Raw genomic sequence first — 21,677 nt, 5'->3', positions numbered from 1 at the left:
ACGCAGCTCGCTCCGTTAATTCTCCCGTTCGTATCGTCGTTTACACGTCTCGTAATCGCTCGACGGGGGCTTTGTGTGGTGGTGGGGTAGCTGGTGGTGATGACGACGGTTCAGATCGGCGAGCGCGAGTTCGAGTTCGGTGGTAGCGAGCTGGTCGCGCTCCGGGACAGCAGCGATTGCCTGGACGACGTCGAGACGCTCCGGGAGCGTCTGGCGGAGGACGGCTACCTCTTCATCCGGGGGTTCCACGACGAGGACCTCGTACAGCGAGCGCGCCGGGACGTCCTCGCGCATCTCGACGCGGAGGGATTGCTCGACCCGGACGCGCCGGTGGAGGCGGGAAAGGTGCATCCGGAGTGGGGGACCGAGGAGTTCGACATGAGCGGGGCGGACTGGACGATGTACCCGAACCTCGAGCGTCTCATCGCGGGCGAGGGCGTGATGCGGTTCTTCGAGCGGTTCCTGGACGCGAAGCCGTTCGTGCTCGACCGCAAGCGCGGGCGGGCGAAGGCGACGGGGTACTTCACGGGGTTCCACGTGGACCGCATCTTCATGGGGCGCGGCACGGAGTCGCTGTACACGTGCTGGCGGCCGGTGGGCGCGTGCCCGGTGGAGATGGGGCCGCTCGTCGTCGCGCCCGGGTCGCATCGCCACGACCGCCTCCGCGAGACGTACGGCCAGCTCGACGTCGACCGGGACAAGGTGGAGCCGTTCTTCTCGCGGGACGCACGCGACGTCATCGACACCATCGGCGGGCCGCTCGCGACCGCGAACTTCCGGCCCGGGGACGCGCTCATCTTCGACACGTACCTCCTCCACGGGTCGCTGACGAACCGCACTGATAGGTTCCGCATCAGCGTGGACACGCGCTACCAGTCCATCGAGGAGCCCGCGGACCCGCGGTGGGTCGGCGCCGACCCCGTCGGCCAGTACAACCTCGACGACTGGGCGCCCGCGGACCTCGAACCGATCGCCGAACGTCGCGCGGAGTGGGGGCTATGACGGGCGATAGCAGCGAGCGCGAGGAGCACCGCGGCAGCGACCCCGGCGGCGAGCACGGTGGGCGTGGGGGCCGCGCCGACCGAGCCGAGCGCGAGGCGCGGTTGTCGCTGGCGGCTCAGGAGCATCCGGCGGGCCGCGTGGACCTGGCGGGGACGACGTCCCAGGTCGAATCGTTCCGCGAGCGCGGGTTCCGCGAGGGGAGCGTCGCGGCGCTGTTCCACGAGAACTCGAAGTTCGACCGCGCGCACCTCGCGCGGTCCGCGATGACGTCGAGCGACCTCCCCGACGGGTTCGGCGCTATCGAGCAGGATTACCCCGGGAGGGAGACGGTGTCGCTCCCGGCGCCCGACGCGCTGGACTGCGGTCTCGGCGCTGCGCTCGCGCGGCGGCGGAGCGTCCGCGAGTTCGCGGACCGCGGCATCTCCCTGCAAACGCTGTCGACGCTACTCGGGCACGCGATGGCGCCGACCCGCGAGCGCGATACCGGGGTCGTCACCGAGACGTCGCGTCCGTATCCCTCTGCGGGTGGCTTGTTCCCCATCGAGGCGTACGTCGTCGTGCGCGACGGCGTGGACCTCGACGCGGGGACGTACTACTACGCGCCCCGCGAGCACGCCCTCCGCGTCCTCGAACGCGGCGGGAGCGGCGAGGGGTTCACCGAGTGCTTCATGGACGAACCGTTCGCCGCTGGCGTCGTCCGCGGCGCGCCCGTGACGGTCGTGCTCTCGGGGTGTCTGAGTCGCGTCGCCGCGAAGTACGGCCCCGTCGGCTACCGGTTCGCCCTGGAGGAAGCCGGGCACGTCGCCCAGAACCTCCTGCTCGCCGCGACCGCGCTCGACCTCGGTGGCGTCCCGCTCGGGAGCTTCCTCGACGACGCCCTCGACGCGTTCCTCGGCGTCGACGGCACCGACGAAGCCGCCCTCTACCCGCTCGCACTCGGCCACCCCGCCAGTAGCGACCAGAGCACCGGCGACGCAGACACCCGCGACGAGACCCAGTTCGCAGACTCATGACTGACACGACCCATCCCCTGGCATCGTATCCGCGCATCAATCCGGCGTTCGCGGTGGTCGTCGAGAGCGACGACGCCGTGACGTTCACCGCGGGCCCGTGGAGCGGGCCGGTCTTCGACGTCGAAGACGAGGACGGCGAGGGCGTTCTCGCCGACTTCGTCGCGGCGCTCGACGGCACCAGGCACGTCGACGACGTCCTCGACGCGTTCGACCCCGCGGTCCGGGACGACCTCCGGGACGTCCTCCGGGCGCTCCAATCCAAGAGCATCGTTCGCGACGCTGGCCGCGCCGTGAGCGGCGACCGCGCTCGCGTCGGCGGCTACCTCGCGCTCGACGGCGACGACGCGCGTGATCGCGAGCAGGAACTCGCGGAGGCGACGGTCGCCGTCCTCGCCGGGGGCCGCGCCGGCCGCGCGTTCACGCGGGCGCTCCTCGACTCCGGCGTCGGCGCCGTCGAGTACGTCCCCCTCGACCACGCCGGTGGCTCGTCCGAGACGACCGGGGACGCCGAGCTGGCCGACGCCCCCGCCGTAGACGCCCCGCTCGACTCGGAGCGCGTCACGCAGCGAGACGACCCGGACCTCCGCGCCCTCCTCGAGGATGCGACGTTCGCTGCGATGGCTGTCGACCGGCCGCGGCCGGCCGTCGCGTCGACGCTGAACGAGGCCGCGCACGACGCGGGGACGCCGTGGACGCTCGGCGTCGTCAACGGCGTCGACGCCCAGGTCGGGCCCACGGTCTACCCGGGCGAGACGGCGTGCTACGAGTGCTTCCGCGAGCGCGCGGACGCCGCCACCGGCGCCGCGTACACCCGGTACGAAGCGGCCGCCGCCAACCGGTCGCACGCTGAGGGACGGTCGCACGCTGAGGGACGGTCGAACGTCGGGGTGCCGGCGTTCGCGACGGTCGTCGCCGGCCTGCTCGCCGCCGACGTCGTCGAGCAAGTGACCGGCGGGTTCGGGGTCACGACCGGGAGCGTCGTCGACGTCGCGTTCGACGACTTCGCGGTCGCCGCCGACGACGTCCTCCGCATCCCGCACTGCGAGACGTGCGGGCGCGACGCCGACCGTCTCGACGCACCCCGGCACGTCACCGTCGACCACCTCGCACGGAGCGCCACGGAGGGCGACCGATGAACGTGGAGACGACCGACCACCCGGCGGCGCGGGCCGAACGCGCCCTCGGTCGCCTCACCAGTCCCGTCACGAACCTCGCGTTCCAGCAACCCGACCGCGGGACCGGCGACTTCGCCATCGCCGACCCCACCGTGGCCGACATCGAACGGGTCGTCCCGAACGCCCGCGACGACCCCATCGAACTCACCGTCGGCGGCGGTGGCACCACGACATCGGCGGCGACGCTGTCCGCGGTCGGCGAGTTCCTCGAACGCTACGCGATGTACTGGCCGCTCGGTGACACCGTCGGGAGCACGCACGCCAAACTGGTGGCCGAGAGCCGGCGGGTCGTCGACCTCGCGTCCCTACAGGTCTACGCGCCAGCGGCGCTCGCCGCCGCCGGCTACGAGCCCTTCGACGCGGACACCTCCACCGAGTGGGTTCGGGGGACGACGCTCACCGGCGGCGCGGACGCGCTCGTGCCGGTGGACTGCGTGTCGTTCACGCACGCTCACCGCGACGGCGCCACGCTCCCCGCCTCGACGAGCGGCACCGCCTGCGGGAGTACGCTCGCCGGCGCGCTAGCGAGAGCGCTCTACGAGCAGGTCGAACGCGACGCCGTCATGCGGACCTGGTACGAACGCCGGACGCCCACGCGCCTGGACATCGCCGCGCTCGGCGCGCTCGACGCGTTCCGCGAACGGATCACGCCACGCGGCTCCCGCATCGAACTCCTCGAGTTGCCGACGCCGACCGACTGCCGCGTCGTCGCGACCGCCGTCGTCGCCGACGCCGACCGCGTCCCGAAGTTCCGGCTGTTCGCGGGCGCCGCCCGAACGCTCCCCGACGCGGTCCGCGACGCGCTCGCCGAGACCGCCGAGGGCCTCCTCCAGACGCGATACAGGCTCGCCGCCGGCGACGCGCCCGACCCCGACATTGACATCGACGCCGTGTACGACTTCGACCGGAACGTCCAGTACTACATGCGCCCCGAGAACTACCCCGAGGTCGCACACCTCACCGCCGGCGACGTCCGGGCCGTCGACCCCACCGACCTCGCCGGCCACGAGAACGCAGCCACCGACGGTCTCGAGGGCGAGGACTCGATCGGGGACGACCCGCGTCGCGAGCTCGAGCGCGCGCTCGACGCCGTCACCGCCAACGAGGACGTGACGCCGATCGCCGTCGACCTCACGCCCGGGGACGTCCGCGACCTCGGCATGTACGTCGCCGCCGTCCACGTCCCCGAACTCGTCGACGTCACGCCACCCGCGCTCGCACCGGTCCACCACCCCGCGCTCGACGAGGTCGCGACCCGCGCGACGCATCCCTTCCCCTGACCCGGACTCCTTGCTCCGACCCGCTTCTCCCGGGCCGCCACCGCCAGCCGTCGCTGGTCGGGGGGTCGCGACCGTGCAAGAAGGAGCGTCCGCCGCCGGTCAGTGGAGGCCGCTGTCGTGGACGGTGCCGCAGGTCGGGCAGCGGGCCTTGAGTTCGCCGTCGACCATCGCGGTGTCGAGGTACTCGCTCTCGCCGCACGCGTCGCACGTCCGGGGTTCGCGGCCCGAGGTCGAGTCGGGCGGCGCCCCGAGTGCGAGGACCTCGGCGGGTTCGTCGCTCTCGTTCCGGCCGTGCTGGTACTCGCCGCGCCCGAACCGAATCGCCTCCCCGGCCGTGACCCGCACCGATTCCGGTGGCTCGCTCGGATCCTGCATCGTCGCGAACGTCACGACCCCGTCGAGCACGTAGAATACCTCCTCCTGATCGAGATGCGCGTGCAGGCCGCCGACGAGCGCCTCGCCGGGCGCCACCCGATAGTGATTCACCGCGACGTCGGACGTTCCGAGCACCTCGCCCAGCGGGTGTCTCGCGACCGTCAGGTCGCCCTCCGGTGCCGCATCGACCGCGTCGACAGCAACGCGTTCCATACCACGGCTCTCTGGCGCTCACCACCTGAAGGCCGCTCGCGGCCTACACGCCTCGTACCTCCGACTCCCGGTTTATGCAGGCCGCGCCACCAGTCACGAGTGCAGTATGAACCTGCACATCGACGACCGTTCGAACGACGACTCGACCAGCAACGACTCGCGGGCCGGCTGCGCCCGCGCCGGCTGTGCTCGCGCGGGCTCCAGCCGCGAGTAACCACGCCGAACTGCCGTCGCGCCGGGCAGCGGCCCGGCCGGCACTCCTCGCCGCGACAGCCGTCCGGTCCCCGGCGTCGCCAGTCGACGCTCTCGGCCATCACCACACGCCTTGGTTTCGAAACCAGAACCACAGGCAGGCTTTTGAAATCGGCCTCGATACGTTCGCGGAATGTCGCGAGCACGAGAGACAGTCACCGCGACCGAGGCCGACGACCACGACGCCGCCCGCGCCGTCCTCCGCGAACGCGCCACCGACACCGACGTCGACGTCACCTTCCCCGCCATCGACGCCCTCCTCCCCCTCGACTCCCCAACCGCCGTCTAAAGAACGCGGTCACTCCCCGAAGAACGCCGTCTCCGTGAGCTCGACCCCCGCCATCCCCGTCTCGTCGTCGAGCTGGGCCGACACCGACTTGCGCTCCGCCTGGAGCTCCTCGACTCGCGAGACGACCGCCTCGCTCGTCAGCTCGACGTCTCCGTCGACCGACGGCTTCCCGGTCCCTGCTTCGAGGTGGATAGCGACCTGCAGGAGTTCGAGTTCGCGCTCGAAGAGCCCACACACCTCGTCGAACGTCTCCGCCAGCGGCTCGACGTCTTGCCCCAGCTCGCCGCCCTCCGGGAGGTGCGCCGCCACCTCAGAGAGGTCCGACGTAAACACGGACGTCATCGAGTACAGCGCTCGGGAGTCCGCCTCGGCGTCGAGGAACTCCGACGCCACGCCGTCCAGGGTCTCGACGTCCGACCGGATCCCCTCGCATAGCGCCGCGACCGCGTCCGCCGTCTCCGCCTCCATCCCACCGCGTGCGTTCGCCAACTGTGTCTCGACCGCGTCGACCCGGCCCGCTACGCGACTCGCCCGTCGAACGAGCGTCTCCAGTCGCTCGAACCGGTCCTTGCTCTCCTCCACGGCCTCCTTCGGCGTGTCCGGCGTCATGCTAGACGCCGCTCACGGCACCCACAAATACCGCCCGGGCCCGCCTACGAGGCCCGTACCCTGCGAGACGCCGACCCGTCGGTCCGGTCGCCTCGGGAGGGCTAGGGCGTCAGTACCCCGAGGAGTTGGACGATGGCGAACAATGTTGCAGCAGCGACCACCGTCGTCGTGAGAATCGTTGCCGAGGCGAGGTCGCCGTCGCCGCCGAGTTCGCTCGAGTAGATGTACGTCGAGACGGCGGTGGGCATCGCGAGCATGAGGACGCCGGCGCGGAGCGTCGTCGGAGACGCTGCGAGCGCGCTGAACACCCCGAACGCGACGAGGGGCATGAGGAGGAGCTTCACGGCGGCGATAGCGCCGACCTTCGGTGGGTCGACGAGCCCGCCGTCGGCCGTGATCGCGGCGCCGACGGCCGGCAGTGCGATGGGGAGCGCGAGCGCTCCGAGCACGCCGAGTCCGTCCGCGACCAGGCCGGGTAGTTCCACGCCGACCGCGCCTCCGGCCAGTCCGAGTGCGAGCGCAATCAGGACCGGGTTGCGGGCGAGACTCCGGAGCTCTGCGACGACGTCGGCGTCCGCGCTGGTGATGCGGGTCAGCAAGAGGACGGTGAGGGGCACCTGCACGAGCGAACCGATGCCGAGGACGATACTGGCCTTCCCGGCGGTGACGCCGCCGAACGTCGCTGCGACGAACGGCAACCCGAGGAACCCCATGTTGCAGTGGTACGACTGGACGACCGCAACGGCGCGCTGGCCGGGGTTCGAGTGCTGGCGGTGGATCACCCACCCGATGCCGGCGACGGCCACGAGAACGACGACGACGCCGACGAACAGCTGCCAGACGATGACCTCCGAGAGCGACCGGGTGACCGTCGACGTGAACACCAGTGCGGGCAACGCGACGTAGAACGCCACCGACGTCAATCGGTCCCGACGCGTCGCCGTCAGGACGCCGGCCGCCCGCAGCCCGGCGCCCACCGCGAGCAGGGCGACCATGTACCCGAGTTGCGTCGCGACACTCATGCGTCCGTTCGACGCTGGAACGCCCTCAAAGTGACGGGACTACGCGTGGACGACGACTCGACAGCAGTGACTATCGACGCGGAGCGTCGGCGTCCGGCCATCGAGGTGAGGGTCGTGCGAAGCATGCCAAGTGGAGCGTGAGTCGTCGGGGTCAGTCGGTGTCGTCGATCGTCGATACGACGGGACAGGACGCGTTCAATAGCAGCTTCTGGGCCGTGCTCCCGAAGAGCGCTTTCCCGACCGGTGACCGCTGGCGACCGCCGATCACGAGGTAGTTCGGGTCGCTGTACTCGACCTCTGCGAGTATCTTGTCGGCGGGGTCGCCGACGCGTCCCCGGGTCTCGATGTGGTCCTGGTCGTAGTCCTCGAGCGTCTCGTGCACGGCCGTTCGAGCGATCTCGGCGGCACTCTGTTCCTCCTGACTGATAGCGAAGTTGTCGTGCGCTGGCGTTCCCTTGACCGCGGCCTTGTGTTTCTTGAAGTCCTCTTTGGGGATGACGTGCAGGACGACGAGCTGTTCGTCGTAACTCCTCGCCAGGTCGTAGCCGACCGTGAGCGCCTTGTTCGAGTGCAGTTCCTCGCCGACCGCGGTGAGTATCGTCATGTGGTATCTCGTAGCTGATCGCGTGGTGGGACCCTGGCGTGATCAGGTCCGTGCCGCTACCGACCCGGTCCCGGTTGGTTGGTCGCCCTGTTCGGTGATTCGAACCCGCGCGATGCGGGGCGTCTGCGCGTCCGGCACCTCGTCGTTGGCGTGTTGCTCGACTCGATGCGCGGGCAGCGACAACGTCGCGAACGTCGACGGGGAGAACAACGCCGCCGACCCGATGAGGATGCCGGCGAGGACGACCCCGCCGATGGCGCTCGCGCTATCGGGGAGCGCAACGCCATCGACCGTGGCGGTCAGGCGAGGCGCGTCGAGCGCCACGTCACAGGCCGGGACGTCCAGCATCGCTCAGACCTCCTCGATGGATTCGCCCTCGACGCGGTCGCGTTCCCGCGCGTACTGCGAGAGGAGTTCGCTCTCGATGTCCTCGACCGGGAAGTGACACGCCGCCTCGTGCGCGCCGTCCTCGAACGCCGAGCGCGCGGGGTCCTCGTCGTGGCACTCCTCGGAGGCTTTCGGGCACCGTGGCGCGAAGTTACACCCGCCCGGGAGCTCGATCGGGTTCGGCGGTTCGCCGGGGAGCAGCACCCGCTGCCGGTCGATTCCCGGGTCCGTCTTCGGGGACGCCGAGAGGAGCGACGCGGCATACGGATGCTTGGGGTTCTCCACGACCTCGGCGGTGGGGCCGAGTTCGACCACTTCCCCGAGATACATCACCGCGAGCCGGTCGGTGATCTGGGAGAGGCTCGCCAGGTCGTGCGAGATGTAGACGATTCCGATGTCGCGCCGGTCGGCCATGTCGCGAAGGATGTTGAGGATGTTCGCCTTCAGCGAGACGTCCAGCATCGACGCGGGCTCGTCGCAGATGAGCAGTTCGGGTTCGAGCACGAGCGCCTGCGCGATGGCGACGCGCTGGCGCTCGCCGCCCGAGAGCTGGTCGGGGTGGACGTCGAGGTACTTCTCCGGCGGGTTCAGGCCGACGTCCGCGAGCGTCTGGCGGACGCGACGGTCGATCTCGTCCGCGGGACACCCCTGTATCTTCAGCGGTTCGGCGACCGCCGCCCGGACGCGCTGACGCGGATTCAGCGAGTCGAACGGGTCCTGGAAGATGAACTGGACCTGCGAGCGGAACTGCTGGGTGCTCTCCTCGAGCAGGTCCTCGACGGGTTCGTCGTCGATGAGTATCTCCCCACCGGACTGGGACTGCAGCGCCGAAATCACTTCGCCGAGCGTCGACTTCCCGCACCCGGACTCGCCGGCGACACCGACGATCTCGCCCTCGTGCACGTCGAGGTCGACGCCGTTGACGGCCTTGACGTAGTCCGGTTCGCCCCCGAGGAGGTCGTCGATGATGGGTTGGGACTGCTCGAACCACTTCTCCAAGCCATCGGTCTCGACGATGACGTCGCCGTGGTCGCGCGACCCGGCGTCCGACGGCGCGTCGATCCCCCACGTCAGGGGGTCGGTCGCGTCCGTCTGCATCTCTGAGGCGTCCTCGACGTGGTGACAGGCGGACACCTGGTCGGCGCTCTCGACGAGGTCCGGATGCTCGCTCTCGCAGGCCTCCGTCGCGAACGGACACCGGTTCCGGAACACGCACCCCGTCGGCGGCTCCGTGAGCTCCGGGAGCGACCCCGGGATGGAGATGGCCTGCTGGTCGAACTCGTCCACCTCCGGGAACGCGTTCTTCAACCCCATCGAGTAGGGGTTCTGTGGGTTACCGAACACGTCGTCGGTGTCCCCTTGCTCCATGACCTTCCCGCCGTACAGCACGGAGACCTTGTCGCAGGTCTCCGCGACGACGCCGACCTCGTGCGTGATCAACAGGAGCGAACTATCGATCTCCTCCTGGATCTCCAGGAGCTTGTGAACGATCTTGTCCTGGACGATGACGTCCAGGCCCGTCGTCGGCTCGTCCGCGATGATGAGGTCCGGGTCGAGCGCGAGCGCCATCGCGATGGTGACGCGCTGCCGCATCCCCCCGGAGAACTCGTGGGGGTACTCGCCGGTCCGCGCCGGGTCCAGGCCGACGATCTCGAACACCTCGTCGACGCGGTCGTCCGCCTCGGCCTTCGAGACGTCCCGGTGCTTGCGGATCGACTGCCGTATCTGCGCGCCGACGCTCATCACGGGGTCGAGCGAATCCATCGCGCTCTGGGGGATGTACGCGATCTCCTCCCAGCGCACGTCCCGCCACTCCTCCTCTGAGAGGCCGGAGAGTTCGCGTCCCTTGAACGTGACACTCCCGGACCGGACGGCGCCGTTGTCGTCGAGGAGCCCGAGCACCGACTTCGCGATGGTCGACTTCCCCGACCCGGACTCGCCGACGAGCCCGTAGTTGTCTCCCTCCTCGATGGAGAACGAGACGTCGTTCACCGCGTGCACTTCGCTATCGGGCGTCTGGTACGTGATCTTGACGTCGTTGACTTCGAGTAGACTCATTCGGTCTCGGTCTTGAGTTCGGGGTTGACGATCTCCTCGAGGGCGCGCCCGACGAGGAAGACCGAGGTTGTCACGGCAGCGATACCGAACGCTGGCGGGATGACCCACCACCAGGCGACGCGGATGGCGCCCGACCGGAACACCTGCTGGAGCATCCGCCCCCAGGACGTCGTCGTCGGGTCGCCGAAGCCGAGGAACGCCAGCGACGCGCCGACGACGATGGACCAGCCGACGGCGTACGCGGTGTAGAGGAACCCGATGCCGAGGACGTTCGGTGCGACGTGCAGGAACATCGTCCGGAAGTGCCCGGCGCCTCTCGCACGAGCGGACTTCACGAACGTCCGCTCTTTGACGGTCATCACTTCCGAGCGGATGACTCGCGCGGGCATCTTCCAGAGGAAGACGACCATGATGGCGGTGATGAGCCAGACGTTCGGCGTCACGAACGACAGGATCAGGAGCGCCATCGGGAGGAGCGGGAGCGCGAACGTGAGGTCCGTCAACCGCATCAGGGTCTCGTCGACGCGGCCACCGAAGTAGCCGCTCGTGAGGCCGACGAGGAAGCCGAGGACGCCGACGCCGACGCCCCCGAAGAACCCCATGATGAGGGTCGGGCGAGCGCCCGCGAGGAACTGGCTCAGGACGTCCTTCCCGAAGGACGTCGTCCCCATCGGTGCCTTCGCGGTCGGGCTGGCGAGCTTCATGATCGAGTAGTCCTGCCGGAGCGTGTCCTCGATGGGGTGGTGGGGCGCGAGGTACGGCCCGAACAGCCCCATGAACACGAACACCGTGAGGACGACGAGCCCGATCTTCGCGGCCGTGTCGTCCCAGATAACCGCGAGTATCTCGTAGAGGCGTTCGAACTCGTTGTACAGTCGGTCTCTGACGGTATCGACGTCGAGCGAGTATTCGGACATCAGACGTCACCTGCTTCGATGGTCGGGTCGAGTTTCGCGTACGCGAGGTCCGCGGTGAGGTTCATCACGATGACCGCGACCGCCATGATGAACACGGCCGCCTGGACGGTCGGGTAGTCCTGCTGGAGGATCGCCTGCACGAGCGCCCGGCCGATACCGGGCCACGCGAAGACGACCTCGAGCGTGATGACGCCCTGGAAGATCATCCCGGTCCGCAGCGCGAAGTACGTCACGAGCGGGAGCAGCGAGTTCCGGCCGGCGCGAGCGAGCTGTTCCCGCTCGGAGAGCCCCTTGGCGCGATGGAGTTTGAGGAACTCAGAGCCCTTCCGTTCGACGATGGAGTTCCGCGCGAGCATCAGGAAGTCCCCGCTGAAGAACAACACCGACGCGGTGAACGGGAGGATGTAGTGTTTCAGGAAGTCCACGGAGAGATACGTCGCCACGTACCCCTGTGGGTTCGCGAGCGGACTCCGCATCCCGAACGCCGGGAGCCAGTTCAGGCCGTACGAGAAGATGATGAGCAGGAAGATCCCCGTCACGAAGATCGGGGTTGCACGGAAGAACGTGGTGACCACGATCGACCACTGCTCGAACCAGGACCCGCGGTTCCAGCCGGCGTACATCCCGGCGATCGAGCTGACGATCGACGTGACGATGAGCGCCGGTAACAGGAGCACGAGCGTGTTCACGAGCGCCGGGATGACGATCTGGCCGACGGGCCGCTGCTGGGTGAGCGACACGCCGAACTGGAGCGTGAACAGGTTCCTGACGTACTTCACGTACTGCACGTAGATCGGTTCGTCGAGGCCGTACATCGCGCGCAGCTCCGTCACTTGCTCGGGGGTCAACGACCCCGATGCGACCAGGCCGCTGAACGGGTCGCTCGGCAGGAGCCGGAGCGTCGCGAAGATGATACTGACCGACACCAGCGTCAGTAGCGCCGCGATTACGGTTCGTTTGACGAGGAATCGACGAAAGCTCATCAGTATTCAGGAGAAGTCGTTCTGGTCGAGCTCGGAGCGGGTTGCGTGGCCGTGCTCGACGCGCTCGGCGAATGCCTCCCAGGCGTCGCCCTGCGGCCAGACGAGCATCCCTTCGCCGTCGAACGTGTACCCGGCCTGCTTGAGCATCGTCTTCGCCTTCTCGACGTCGTACTCGTACGGTTCCGTCTCGGCGGCGAACGGCGTGAGGAGGCTCGTGATGAGGCGCTGGCCTTCGACGGCCGTGCCGCGGCCACCGAGGACGTTCTCGACGAAGCCTTCCTTGTCGACCGTGTGACTGAGCGCGACGCGGAACGTCTTGTCGCGGAACAGCGGGACGATGTGGTTGAGGTGAACGTCCGTCGGGACGTAGTTCTCCGAGGTCTGTTTCTCGACGCCGTCGCTCTTGGCGGCGCGGTCGGCTTGCTGGTTGGAGACGGTCGTGCCGATGGCGTCGATGTCGCCGGACTGCATCGCGCCGATGAGCGTCGAGACGTTCCCGACGTTCGATTCGACCATCGTCTCGATGCCGTCACCGGGGACGAAGTAGTCCCCGAGGATCTCCTCGCGGATGTCCTCGTTCCACAGCCAGTGGTCCGCGTGCTTCTCGAGGCGGAGTTCGGTGCCTTGCTCCCAGTTGACGAACTTGAACGGCCCGGTCCCGATCGGGTTGTCCGGGTTGTGCTCGCCGGGTGCGTCGATGTCCTTCCAGCGGTGCTTGGGGATGATGACGCTCCGGACCGCGCGCTGCGTGAGGAAGGACGCGTCGGGTTCGGTGAGGTTGAACCGGACGCGGCCGCCGCCGCTCTCCTCGACGACCTCGACGCTGTCGATGGTCCGGTAGAACGGGCCCTGCTGGGGGGCCGTGTGCTGCTTGTACGCTTCGACGCTGAACTTCACGTCGTCCGGACCGAAGGACTCGCCGTCGTGCCAGGTGACGCCCTCGCGGAGGTCCATCTCGACGGTGGTGTCGTCAACGACCTCGTGCCCGGTCGCGAGCCCGGGAACGATCTCCAGTTCGGGCGAGGCGTCGTAGAGGCCGTCGTAGACGTTCAGGAGGCGTTTCTCCTCCATCCCGCCGGTCGACCAGGGGAGGTTCGTGCCCTGCATCCCGCTGAGGACGCCCTTGACCCACGTGGTCGAGTCGTCCTTCGGCTGGAGGTTGACCTGCGTCCAGATGAACGAGTCGCGGGTCGTCCCGTTCCCGGGCGTCGGCACGTAGCCTTCCCAGTCGGCGGTGTTCGCGACCGTGATGACGTCCGGGAAGTTCGAGGAGATGACGTACGCGTCCTGGCTGAGTTTCTTCTGGATCTCCTTGCAGATGTCGGCGCGCGCCTCGACGTCGCCGATCGTCGCGGCCTGCTCGTCGAGGAGTTCCGTGATCTCGTCGTTCTTGTAGTTGTAGTAGTTCCCGCCGGTCTCGGGGTGTGCGCGCATCAGGAACGGGTTCGGGTCGAGGCCGCGCTGCGGGTCGGGCCCGTGGAGGTTCATGACGATGGGCGCGGGGTGACCGATGTCCGCGCGCCAGTACTCGCCGTATCGGGTGCTCGGCTGGACGTTGACGAGGTTCGTGGGGACGCCGACGGACTTGAACGCGTCCTTGATCATGAGTGCGTGTTCGCGCATCCACGGCGTCTCGGACTGCGCGAAGTGCATGTCGAGGGCGGACACGGACTGGCCTTCGACCGCGTCGTACTCGAACTGGACGGCGTCGTCGTTGACGGACTTGCCCTTGGTCTCGACGGGCCATTCCTCCCAGAACTTGGTCTGGATGCTGCGGCCGTCGCCGCTGCTTCCGCTGTCGTCGTTGTCTCCGTTGCCCTGACAGCCGGCCAGTCCCGCGAGCCCTGCGACGCTCGCGATGCGGATGAACCGGCGGCGAGAGGTCGTACCTTTCTCGATGTCGAACGGTTTCTCCTGCGTCATTACACCCCGGCGTTTCCCGCTTACTGGTGTGAAGGTACTCCCGATACCCCCCAATCATCATCATTGTTTATATGGGGGTTCCTGTAAACCGGGGGTCTGGCCCTCGATTCCTTCGGGAACTAATCCAGAACCCGTGCTATCAGCGTATATTCATAAATCACTGGGGTGGTCTATGGCGGGGGTGGATACCGGCCCCGAACCCCCGAACTCACGACTCCTCAGAATCGGCCGCCAGCACGTCGCCGTCCTCTGCCTCGGAGAACACGAGATCGAAGAGCTGCTTCTCGGCGCGCCGCAACCGCTCGCTCAACGTCGACTGCGCGATGTCCAACTCGGCCGCGATGTCGTCGGCCGACGCCCGCCGCGGCGTCTCGAAGTACCCCATCGAGTGCGCCGTCCGCAACACGTCCATCTGCTGCTGCGAGAGCTCGTTCACCAACACTCGCCCGAGCTGGCCGCTCCCGAGCGGCTCGCCCGTCGTCTCCACCTGATTCACACTCAACAGCTCGAACCGCCCGAACCGCTCCTGGATCCGGTCCGCGAGCGCCCGGAAGTCCTCCCACACGTCCACCGTGACGACCCCATCGAAGTAGTCGCCGTGCAGCTTCAGCCGATTCGGCATCGCCTGCTGGCGGAGGATCACTCCGAGGATGAACGGGTACGGCTCGTGCGCGACGATCGTCAACCGATACGTCGGCTGCTCGGCCGTATCGGGAGACACCTGCTCGTGATGGAACAGCGTCGCACGGGACAGCGACGTCACTGCCGCTTCGGGGTCGAAGTCCCGGCTCGCCGTGATGAGGAGCGATTCGATCCAGTCCCCATCGTCCGCGTAGAACGCGTTCTCGAACTCGATTCGCCGAACCTCGGGGAACTCCGTCTTCAGGTCGTTCACGACGCCGGACGGGTTCGTTTGGAATTCGATGCGTAGAATAGTGAATCACCAGGTCCAGAGTACACGCCGCCTAAGCGAGTACCGTATTAAAGCGTACTCCCTCGTCGAAGATTCGCCTCCGATACCCACCACGCACTGCGAGCCCGGTCGGGTCACCCTCGTCGACGCCCCGGCCGTCATCGACACCGGTCGCTCACTCGGGTCAGTCATCCGTGCGAACGAGTGCGTCGACGGCAACGGGGCCGTCCTCGGTGACGACGACGGGATTGAGGTCGAGTTCCGCGACGTCGTCGACCGCGTCCGCCAGTCGCCCGACGTTCACGAGGAGGTCGACGACGCCCTCGACGCGAAGTGGCGCACCGTCTCGTCGGTCCTTGAGCAGGTCCACGAGCACCGTACGCTCCACGGCGCGACGCGCTTCCGTCCGCGAGAACGGCGGGACGAGCGTCGCGCTCTCGTCCAGCGCCTCGACGAGCACGCCGCCCGGACCGACCGTGACGAGCGAGTCGAACACGTCCCCCGGCGCGACGCCGACCATCGCCTCGACGCCGTCCTCGACCATCGGCTGCACCAGCACGCCCGCCACCTCGCCTGCCGCGACGTGCTCGCGTGCTGCCGAGACGACGTCCTCGTACGCCGCGCGTGCCTCCGCGGCGGACTCGACGCCCAACCGGACCGCTCCGGCGTCGGTGCGGTGCGGGAGCGCCGACGAATCCACCTTGAGCACTGCCGCTCCCGCCATCGAGTCCACGGCCGCGGCCGCCTCGTCGGCAGCCGTCACCACCCGCGTCTCGACCATCGGCACGTCGAACGCGTCCAGGAGACTTTCGGCCTCCCGCCACGTCAGCACGCGTCCTCGCGGCAACGCCAGCTCGCTGGCATCGGCGAGTCGACCGCCCGGTGCGGCCGGCTTGGTCGTCCCTGCCTCGGCCGTCCCTGATTTGGCCGTCCCTGGCTCGGTCGTCCCTGACTCGGCCGTAGCTGGTTGCTGGGCGCGTGGTGCCTGGTCGAGGAGTCGGTCGCGGTCAGCGGCGTAGTCGCACGTGGACGCGACGGCGTCCAGACACCGCCCCGGGTCCTCGTAGACGGGCACCGACTCGCGCAGGCGAGCGACCGGCGGCGTCTCCCCAGTACGTTCGGGTGCTTTCCGGCCCGTCCAGAGGACGTACACCGGCTTATCGGCCGTCTCGACGATGGCTTCCAGGTCCGCAGCGATACTCGCTGCGCGGTCGTCGACCCCGGAGAGCCCGATCGCGAACACGTACGCGTCGAACTCGTCGTCGCCGAGGAGGACGTCGGCGATCTCGGGGAGGGCGTCCGCACCGTATCCCCGGATGTCCGCGGGATTCCTGAGTTCGCCGTACGTCAGGAGTTCGTCGAGGTCCAGCAGGGACTGCTCGGTGGCGCCGTCGATGTCGGGGAGTGCGAGGTCGCGCTCGGCTGCCATGTCGGCGAGCAAGCTCGCGAGCCCGCCGCTGGTGGACGCGATACAGACCCGGTCGCCGTCCGGGACGTCGTACGCGGTGTGCGCGCTGGCGCTCGCGAGGAGGTCCGGGATGTCGGGGACGCGCTGGACGCCCGCCTGGTCGAACGCGGCCCGCCAGGCGTCGTCGTCGCCAGTGAGCGACCCCGTGTGCGAGAGCGTCGCCGCCTCCGCGAGCTCGGACTGCCCGATCTTCACCGTCAGGACGGGCGTGCCGTTCCGTACCGCCTCCTCCGCCACCCGCATGAACCGGTCCGGGTCGTCGACCCCCTCGACGTACGCACAGACGACGTCCACGTCATCCTGCGCTGCGAGATACGCGACGTAGTCCGTGAGCGCGAGGTCGGTCTCGTTCCCCGTCGAGACGACGTGACTGAAGTGCAGGTCCCGGTCGGCCGCTCGCTCGAAGAACGTCGTGAACGCGAGAGCGCCCGACTGACTGACGAGCCCGATGCCGCCCGGTTCCGGTTCTCGCGAACACGTCGACGTGAGCGTCGCCCCGCGAGCCGCCATCACGCCGATGCAGTTCGGCCCGACGACCCTGATGCCCGTCTCGTCTGCCGTCTCTGCGAGGTCTCGTTCGAGTGCCGCGCCGGCGTCGTCGGCCTCGCTGAACCCGGCGGTGATGACGAGCGCGACGGGAACCCCGCGGTCGCCGGCGGCGCGAACGACCTCGACGACGTACTCGCGGGGGACGCTCACGACCGCGAGGTCGACGGTCTCCGGGACCGCCTCGATGCTGTCGTAACAGCTGCGCCCCCACGCCTCCTCTCGGTTCGGATTGACGGGATACAGGGCGCCGTCGAACCCGTAGTCGAGGAGGTTGTCGACGAGGTTCCCGGCGTAGAACGAATCCGGACTCGCGCCGACGACCGCGACCGAGTCGGGGTCGAACAGCGGGTCCAGTTCCGGCGGCGCGCCTCGTGTCGCTCTGCGCTCGGCAGCGGTCGGCGTCATGATACGCGAAGTGTCCCACAGTACCCGCGTCAACCTGCCCCCGAACCCCAGCGATACACTTCGACATTCAAATGGGGGCGGATGAGACGACGGCGAAACCGCGCTGCAAGCAGGCCGTCCGTGGCATCCAAGACGCCACGAGTCGCGTCGGTCGGTCCCACCCGCCCACAGTCTCGACCGCCCCGCCGTCAGTCGTCGCCGCGAACGTCGACCGCTCCGCCGTCAGTCGTCGCCACGAGCGTCGACCGCCCCGCCATCACCCGCCCCGTCACCTGCGTCGCGACTCGGGTGGAAACACGCAGCGACGTGCGATTCGCCCGTCCACTCGGTGAGCTCGGGCGGCTCCCCCCAGCAGTCGTCGGCGGCCTTCGGACACCGCGGCGCGAACCGACACCCAGCCGTCGCCCGCGACGGCAACGCGGGCTTCCCGTCGAGCGATATCCGCTCGCGGTCCCCGCTCGGGTCGGTCTCCGGGACCGCCCCGAGCAACGCCTCCGTGTAGGGATGCTGGGGGTCGGAGACGATCCGGTCGGTCCGGCCGCGCTCGACGAACGTCCCGAGATACATGATCGCCATCCGGTCCGCGATCTGGGAGAGGCTCGCGAGCTCGTGCGAGATGTACAGCACGCCGATGTCCTCCGTATTGACGAGTCCACGGAGCAGGTTCAGGACCTCCGCTTGCAGCGAGACGTCCAGCATCGACGCGGGCTCGTCGCAGATGAGTAGTTCGGGGTCGAGCACGAGCGCCTGCGCGATGGCGACGCGCTGGCGCTCGCCGCCCGACAGCTCGTTCGGGTACATGTCCAGATACCGCTCGGCGGGCGCCAACCCGACCTTCTCTAGGGTCTCCGCGACCACCGTCTCGCGTTCGTCCAACCGATAGTCGTGGATCGACAGCGGTTCACCGACCAGCTGGTCGACCGTCTGTCGCGGATTCAGTGACTCGTAGGGGTTCTGGAAGATGATCTGGAGCTTCCGCCGGAACTCCTGGAGGTGCTCCCGGTAGTACTCGTGCGAGCGCCCGTCGAACTCGAACCGCTCCACGGAGGGTTCCTCGAGGAGTGCGAGCGTCTCCGCGAGCGTCGACTTCCCACACCCCGACTCGCCGACGACGCCGAGGATCTCCCCGCGAGAGACGCGTAACGAGACGTCGTCGACCGCGCGGACGTGCGACTCCTCGTTCCCGAACATCCCCCTGAGCACCTCGCCACGCCGGTCGTACCAATCCCGGATGTTCCCCGTCAGTCCGGTGACCGACGGCGTCAGCCCGTCGAGCGGCAGTCGCTCCAGGAGCGAGTCGTCGCGCTCGTACCACTTCCGTAACCCTTCCACCTCCAACAGGACCTCCCCATCGGGTGTGGGCGTTCCCGAAGCGACACCACCCCACGTCGCCGGGTCCGCCGCCTCGGACCGCATCCGCTTCGACTGCTCGACGTGATGGCACGCGACCCGATGGTTCCGGTACGGAAGCTCGTCCAAATCCGGCACCGACTCCGAGCACGCGTCCGTCGCGAACGGACACCGCGACTCGAACACGCACCCAGTCGGCTTCGACTCCAGACTCGGCGGCTCACCGGGCACCGAGACCAACGCCCCCTCGCTATCACCGCCGAGGGACGGATACGCGTTCCTGAGCCCCATCGTGTACGGGTTCGACGGGTTCAGCAAGAGGTTCTGGATACGGCCCTGCTCCATGACCGTTCCCCCGTACAGCACCGACATCTCCTCGCACGTCTCGGCGATGACGCTGAGGTCGTGCGTGATCAACAACAGCGAACTGTCCGTCTCCTCCTGTATCTTCAGGATGTTGTCGATGATCTCGTCCTGCACGACCACGTCGAGGCCCGTCGTCGGCTCGTCCGCGATGATGAGCTTCGGGTCGAGCGCGAGCGCCATCGCGATGACGACCCGCTGTCGCATCCCGTCCGAGAACTGATGCGGGTAGTCCTCGGTGCGCTCCGGGTTCAACCCGACGGTCTCGAACAGCTCGCGGGCTCGCCGCCGTGCACTCTCCTCGGAGACCGTCCGATGCGTCTGGACTGCTTGCCGGATCTGGCCGCCGACGGTCAGCGTCGGGTCGAGCGCGTCGATCGCCGTCTGCGGGATGAACGCGATCTCCTCCCAGCGGAGGTCCTGTCGCTCCCCCGGCGTCATCGCCCGTATATCGCGGCCCTCGAACGCGATGTCTCCCGACTCGACGACGGCGTGCTCCGGTAACAGCCCGAGTATCGCCTTCGCGATCGTCGACTTCCCGGACGCCGATTCGCCCGACAACGCGTAGTTGACGCCGTCGTCGATCGTGAACGAGACGCCGTTGACGCTGTGGAGCGGCCCATCCTCCGTATCGTACCTGACCGTCAGGTCGTCGACGTCGAGAAGCGTCATCGCCGGTCACCCTCGATGAAGACGGTCACGATAGCTATAGTACGGTCTCAGCCTGAGGGGTCAAGTAAGCACGGGATGGCGCACTCGACGTTCCACCAGCCGCTCGCTCACGACGCAGATGGAAGAGTTGCGAGCGCAGTGCCGTGGTCTGCACAAGGCACTTGACGGCTCTCGTAGACGTTCCCCATATGCGCCGTCGCGTCCTCCTCACCGCCGCCGGAGCGACCACCACCGGCCTCCTCGCCGGCTGTACGGGCAACCCAGCCGTTGCCGAAGCCCCCACGGTCCGATTCAGTCTCGACGCGCTCCCCGACGCGGCACTCCCCGGCGAAGTCCTCTACACGATCGACCCCGCCGAAGGCACCGACGCGGACGCGCAACTGATGGACCGGATTCTCGACGGCGGAACCACCACGAAGGCCCTTCGAGAACCGCTCCCACCCCAGCAGCACCTGCTCTACGACGGCCACGTCTACGAGCTCGCAGCCGACGTCGTCGACACGACACCCGGAACCAGCTACTCCGTCAAGGTCGACGTCGTCACCGGCTCCGTGAACGACGACGCGGCAATCCAGTTCTCGGACCTCCCCGACGTCGACCAAGCACAGTTCGCTGCAAAGGGGCTCGCCGACGGCGACCCCGTCGGCATCGGCACCAGCTTCCACTACACCGACACAGAACGCGACAACAGCGTCCTCGTCCCCGAATCCGAGTACGACTACATCACGTGGGCCGACGGGGCGGAAGCCGAATGGGTCGTCGACGACGCCCACGACGCACCCGTTCACACCTATCGATACACTGCAACGACGGTCGCGTCAGCCAGCGAGTACGGCCGCCGCATGCGCGAGCGCTTCGCGTTCCCACTCACGGACCTCTCAGCGGAACAAAGGGAATTCGTCGAGACCGCCATCACGGACGAGTACTACACCGTCGCGCCCGACGAGTCACCACCGGACGCGTTCGTCGCACTCACCGACCAGTTCCGCGACGAAGAACAAGCCCACGCCCTCGACGACACCGCCGAAGACGACCTGAACGGCCCGTACCTCGTCCAGTACAACGAGGACGTGTACTGGACGGTCCTCCTCGTACACGGCCCGGCCTTCCGAACGACTACGAGCGACTGAGAACGCCCCTAACGGTCGTCCCTTCCAGCCCTCCGAATCTGCTGCCCACTCGACGAGGTCGCCTCCTGCGACTACGACATGCCGAGGAAACCTCTCGAATATCGCAGTGCTGTCCGCATCGATAGGCACCGAACGCCACGACGAATCGGAAGTTAAGACATATATCCGACAACCCTGTAGTCACGCTCTATCTTTTTCAAGGCGAGAATGCCGCCGTTCACGGCGGGCGTGAAGCCGAGAACTGTCTCATGTTCCACCGTCGGTTGCAGGCCGAATACCTCACGACTGCAAACCTTTATCAGAATTGGACGTATAGAAATTAGTACGGCCAAATGGAGTACAACCTCGAAACCGGGTCGCACACCGTCTACGCGCTCCAATATCACTTTGTGACCGTCACAAAGTACCGCACGGACATCCTCACCGACGAGATAGCCGAACGCATCGGTGAGATCGCCAACGACCTCTCCGAGGACTTCGGCGTGGATATCCAGAACGTCAACGGCGGTTCCGACCACGTTCACATCCTGTTCACGGCGAAGCCTACGACCAACCTCACCAAGTTCATCAACTCGCTCAAGGGCGTCACGTCCCGCAAAGTCCGTGACGAGAATCCAGAGGTTCGGGAGGCGCTCGACAAGGCATTCTGGCAACCCGGATACTTCCTTGCTACCACCGGCCAGGTGAGCATCGACGTGCTGATGGACTACGTGGAGGACCAGTAG

Annotated in this window: 19 protein-coding genes; 7 read left to right on the top strand and 12 right to left on the bottom strand. The window is 67.9% G+C overall.

The features are described from left to right. The first annotated feature begins 99 nt into the window (after positions 1–99). The 4 genes from VYJ16_RS18190 to VYJ16_RS18175 are packed head-to-tail and all read left to right on the top strand — an operon-like array spanning position 100 to position 4,470. Positions 100–1,002, top strand: a complete 903-nt coding sequence (locus tag VYJ16_RS18190) for a phytanoyl-CoA dioxygenase family protein (RefSeq protein ID WP_336351742.1) — start codon at positions 100–102, stop codon at positions 1,000–1,002. Further along, complete coding sequence (locus VYJ16_RS18185; RefSeq protein ID WP_336351741.1) at positions 999–2,015, top strand: SagB/ThcOx family dehydrogenase; 1,017 nt, start codon at positions 999–1,001, stop codon at positions 2,013–2,015. The genes VYJ16_RS18190 and VYJ16_RS18185 overlap by 4 nt, the downstream gene beginning before the upstream one ends. Next, positions 2,012–3,151, top strand: coding sequence for a TOMM precursor leader peptide-binding protein (locus tag VYJ16_RS18180; protein WP_336351740.1), 1,140 nt, complete (start codon positions 2,012–2,014; stop codon positions 3,149–3,151). Before VYJ16_RS18185 ends, VYJ16_RS18180 begins: the two co-directional genes overlap by 4 nt. Continuing rightward, positions 3,148–4,470 carry a YcaO-like family protein gene (locus tag VYJ16_RS18175; protein WP_336351739.1) on the top strand — a complete coding sequence of 441 codons (1,323 nt, stop codon included), beginning with the start codon at positions 3,148–3,150 and terminating at the stop codon, positions 4,468–4,470. The genes VYJ16_RS18180 and VYJ16_RS18175 overlap by 4 nt, the downstream gene beginning before the upstream one ends. Before the next feature lie 99 nt (positions 4,471–4,569). Here VYJ16_RS18175 and VYJ16_RS18170 read toward each other — a convergent pair whose 3' ends face one another. After that, positions 4,570–5,058, bottom strand: a complete 489-nt coding sequence (locus VYJ16_RS18170; RefSeq protein WP_336351738.1) for a cupin domain-containing protein — start codon at positions 5,056–5,058, stop codon at positions 4,570–4,572. A 385-nt stretch (positions 5,059–5,443) separates the two neighbouring features. Between VYJ16_RS18170 and VYJ16_RS18165 the strand changes: the two genes are divergently transcribed. Next, on the top strand, positions 5,444–5,599 hold the full coding sequence (locus VYJ16_RS18165) for a hypothetical protein (RefSeq protein ID WP_336351737.1): 156 nt from the start codon (positions 5,444–5,446) through the stop codon (positions 5,597–5,599). A 9-nt stretch (positions 5,600–5,608) separates the two neighbouring features. Here VYJ16_RS18165 and VYJ16_RS18160 read toward each other — a convergent pair whose 3' ends face one another. The 11 genes from VYJ16_RS18160 to VYJ16_RS18110 all read right to left on the bottom strand — a co-directional run bounded on the left by VYJ16_RS18160 (position 5,609) and on the right by VYJ16_RS18110 (position 19,822). Continuing rightward, on the bottom strand, positions 5,609–6,208 hold the full coding sequence (locus VYJ16_RS18160; protein ID WP_336351736.1) for a hypothetical protein: 600 nt from the start codon (positions 6,206–6,208) through the stop codon (positions 5,609–5,611). A 101-nt stretch (positions 6,209–6,309) separates the two neighbouring features. Next, positions 6,310–7,230, bottom strand: coding sequence for an AEC family transporter (locus tag VYJ16_RS18155; RefSeq protein ID WP_336351735.1), 921 nt, complete (start codon positions 7,228–7,230; stop codon positions 6,310–6,312). Positions 7,231–7,381: 151 nt separating this feature from the next. Further along, positions 7,382–7,834, bottom strand: a complete 453-nt coding sequence (locus VYJ16_RS18150; RefSeq protein WP_336351734.1) for a universal stress protein — start codon at positions 7,832–7,834, stop codon at positions 7,382–7,384. 42 nt (positions 7,835–7,876) lie between these two features. Further along, entirely contained in the window at positions 7,877–8,182 is a 306-nt protein-coding gene (locus tag VYJ16_RS18145) for a hypothetical protein (protein ID WP_336351733.1), read from the bottom strand. Positions 8,183–8,185: 3 nt separating this feature from the next. Next, positions 8,186–10,279 carry an ABC transporter ATP-binding protein gene (locus VYJ16_RS18140; RefSeq protein WP_336351732.1) on the bottom strand — a complete coding sequence of 698 codons (2,094 nt, stop codon included), beginning with the start codon at positions 10,277–10,279 and terminating at the stop codon, positions 8,186–8,188. Further along, complete coding sequence (locus VYJ16_RS18135) at positions 10,276–11,196, bottom strand: ABC transporter permease (protein ID WP_336351731.1); 921 nt, start codon at positions 11,194–11,196, stop codon at positions 10,276–10,278. The genes VYJ16_RS18140 and VYJ16_RS18135 overlap by 4 nt, the downstream gene beginning before the upstream one ends. Then, complete coding sequence (locus VYJ16_RS18130) at positions 11,196–12,182, bottom strand: ABC transporter permease (protein WP_379762809.1); 987 nt, start codon at positions 12,180–12,182, stop codon at positions 11,196–11,198. Before VYJ16_RS18130 ends, VYJ16_RS18135 begins: the two co-directional genes overlap by 1 nt. A gap of 3 nt (positions 12,183–12,185) precedes the next feature. Continuing rightward, positions 12,186–14,102 carry an ABC transporter substrate-binding protein gene (locus VYJ16_RS18125; RefSeq protein ID WP_336351729.1) on the bottom strand — a complete coding sequence of 639 codons (1,917 nt, stop codon included), beginning with the start codon at positions 14,100–14,102 and terminating at the stop codon, positions 12,186–12,188. Positions 14,103–14,310: 208 nt separating this feature from the next. Next, complete coding sequence (locus tag VYJ16_RS18120; RefSeq protein WP_336351728.1) at positions 14,311–14,997, bottom strand: helix-turn-helix domain-containing protein; 687 nt, start codon at positions 14,995–14,997, stop codon at positions 14,311–14,313. Between the two features lie 202 nt (positions 14,998–15,199). Beyond that, the gene (locus VYJ16_RS18115) at positions 15,200–17,437 is read right to left on the bottom strand and encodes an acetate--CoA ligase family protein (protein WP_336351727.1); all 2,238 of its coding nucleotides are present in this window, start codon (positions 17,435–17,437) and stop codon (positions 15,200–15,202) included. A 222-nt stretch (positions 17,438–17,659) separates the two neighbouring features. Continuing rightward, positions 17,660–19,822, bottom strand: coding sequence for an ABC transporter ATP-binding protein (locus VYJ16_RS18110; protein ID WP_336351726.1), 2,163 nt, complete (start codon positions 19,820–19,822; stop codon positions 17,660–17,662). Positions 19,823–20,010: 188 nt separating this feature from the next. Here VYJ16_RS18110 and VYJ16_RS18105 point away from each other — a divergent pair, with 188 nt between their 5' ends. After that, positions 20,011–20,952: a hypothetical protein gene (locus VYJ16_RS18105; RefSeq protein ID WP_336351725.1), complete on the top strand. Its 942-nt coding sequence runs from the start codon at positions 20,011–20,013 to the stop codon at positions 20,950–20,952. Positions 20,953–21,284: 332 nt separating this feature from the next. Next, a complete protein-coding gene (gene tnpA, locus VYJ16_RS18100; protein ID WP_336351724.1) occupies positions 21,285–21,677 on the top strand; it encodes an IS200/IS605 family transposase in 393 nt (130 codons plus the stop codon).

Origin of the sequence: Halorubellus litoreus, assembly GCF_037081675.1 — an archaeon.
Lineage (GTDB): Archaea > Halobacteriota > Halobacteria > Halobacteriales > Natrialbaceae > Halorubellus > Halorubellus litoreus.
The sequence above is the reverse complement of the archived record's forward strand: the minus strand, read 5'-3'. Positions and strand labels throughout refer to the sequence as shown.

Bases quoted from the DNA above. Each gene is read 5' to 3' on its own strand.
- VYJ16_RS18155 (WP_336351735.1), bottom strand. From the start codon at position 7,230: ATGAGTGTCGCGACGCAACTCGGGTACATGGTCGCCCTGCTCGCGGTG.
- VYJ16_RS18145 (WP_336351733.1), bottom strand. From the start codon at position 8,182: ATGCTGGACGTCCCGGCCTGTGACGTGGCGCTCGACGCGCCTCGCCTG.
- VYJ16_RS18170 (WP_336351738.1), bottom strand. From the start codon at position 5,058: ATGGAACGCGTTGCTGTCGACGCGGTCGATGCGGCACCGGAGGGCGAC.
- VYJ16_RS18125 (WP_336351729.1), bottom strand. From the start codon at position 14,102: ATGACGCAGGAGAAACCGTTCGACATCGAGAAAGGTACGACCTCTCGC.
- VYJ16_RS18140 (WP_336351732.1), bottom strand. From the start codon at position 10,279: ATGAGTCTACTCGAAGTCAACGACGTCAAGATCACGTACCAGACGCCC.
- VYJ16_RS18115 (WP_336351727.1), bottom strand. From the start codon at position 17,437: ATGACGCCGACCGCTGCCGAGCGCAGAGCGACACGAGGCGCGCCGCCG.
- VYJ16_RS18175 (WP_336351739.1), top strand. From the start codon at position 3,148: ATGAACGTGGAGACGACCGACCACCCGGCGGCGCGGGCCGAACGCGCC.
- VYJ16_RS18160 (WP_336351736.1), bottom strand. From the start codon at position 6,208: ATGACGCCGGACACGCCGAAGGAGGCCGTGGAGGAGAGCAAGGACCGG.
- VYJ16_RS18185 (WP_336351741.1), top strand. From the start codon at position 999: ATGACGGGCGATAGCAGCGAGCGCGAGGAGCACCGCGGCAGCGACCCC.
- tnpA (WP_336351724.1), top strand. From the start codon at position 21,285: ATGGAGTACAACCTCGAAACCGGGTCGCACACCGTCTACGCGCTCCAA.
- VYJ16_RS18165 (WP_336351737.1), top strand. From the start codon at position 5,444: ATGTCGCGAGCACGAGAGACAGTCACCGCGACCGAGGCCGACGACCAC.
- VYJ16_RS18135 (WP_336351731.1), bottom strand. From the start codon at position 11,196: ATGTCCGAATACTCGCTCGACGTCGATACCGTCAGAGACCGACTGTAC.
- VYJ16_RS18190 (WP_336351742.1), top strand. From the start codon at position 100: ATGACGACGGTTCAGATCGGCGAGCGCGAGTTCGAGTTCGGTGGTAGC.
- VYJ16_RS18110 (WP_336351726.1), bottom strand. From the start codon at position 19,822: ATGACGCTTCTCGACGTCGACGACCTGACGGTCAGGTACGATACGGAG.
- VYJ16_RS18150 (WP_336351734.1), bottom strand. From the start codon at position 7,834: ATGACGATACTCACCGCGGTCGGCGAGGAACTGCACTCGAACAAGGCG.
- VYJ16_RS18105 (WP_336351725.1), top strand. From the start codon at position 20,011: ATGCGCCGTCGCGTCCTCCTCACCGCCGCCGGAGCGACCACCACCGGC.
- VYJ16_RS18180 (WP_336351740.1), top strand. From the start codon at position 2,012: ATGACTGACACGACCCATCCCCTGGCATCGTATCCGCGCATCAATCCG.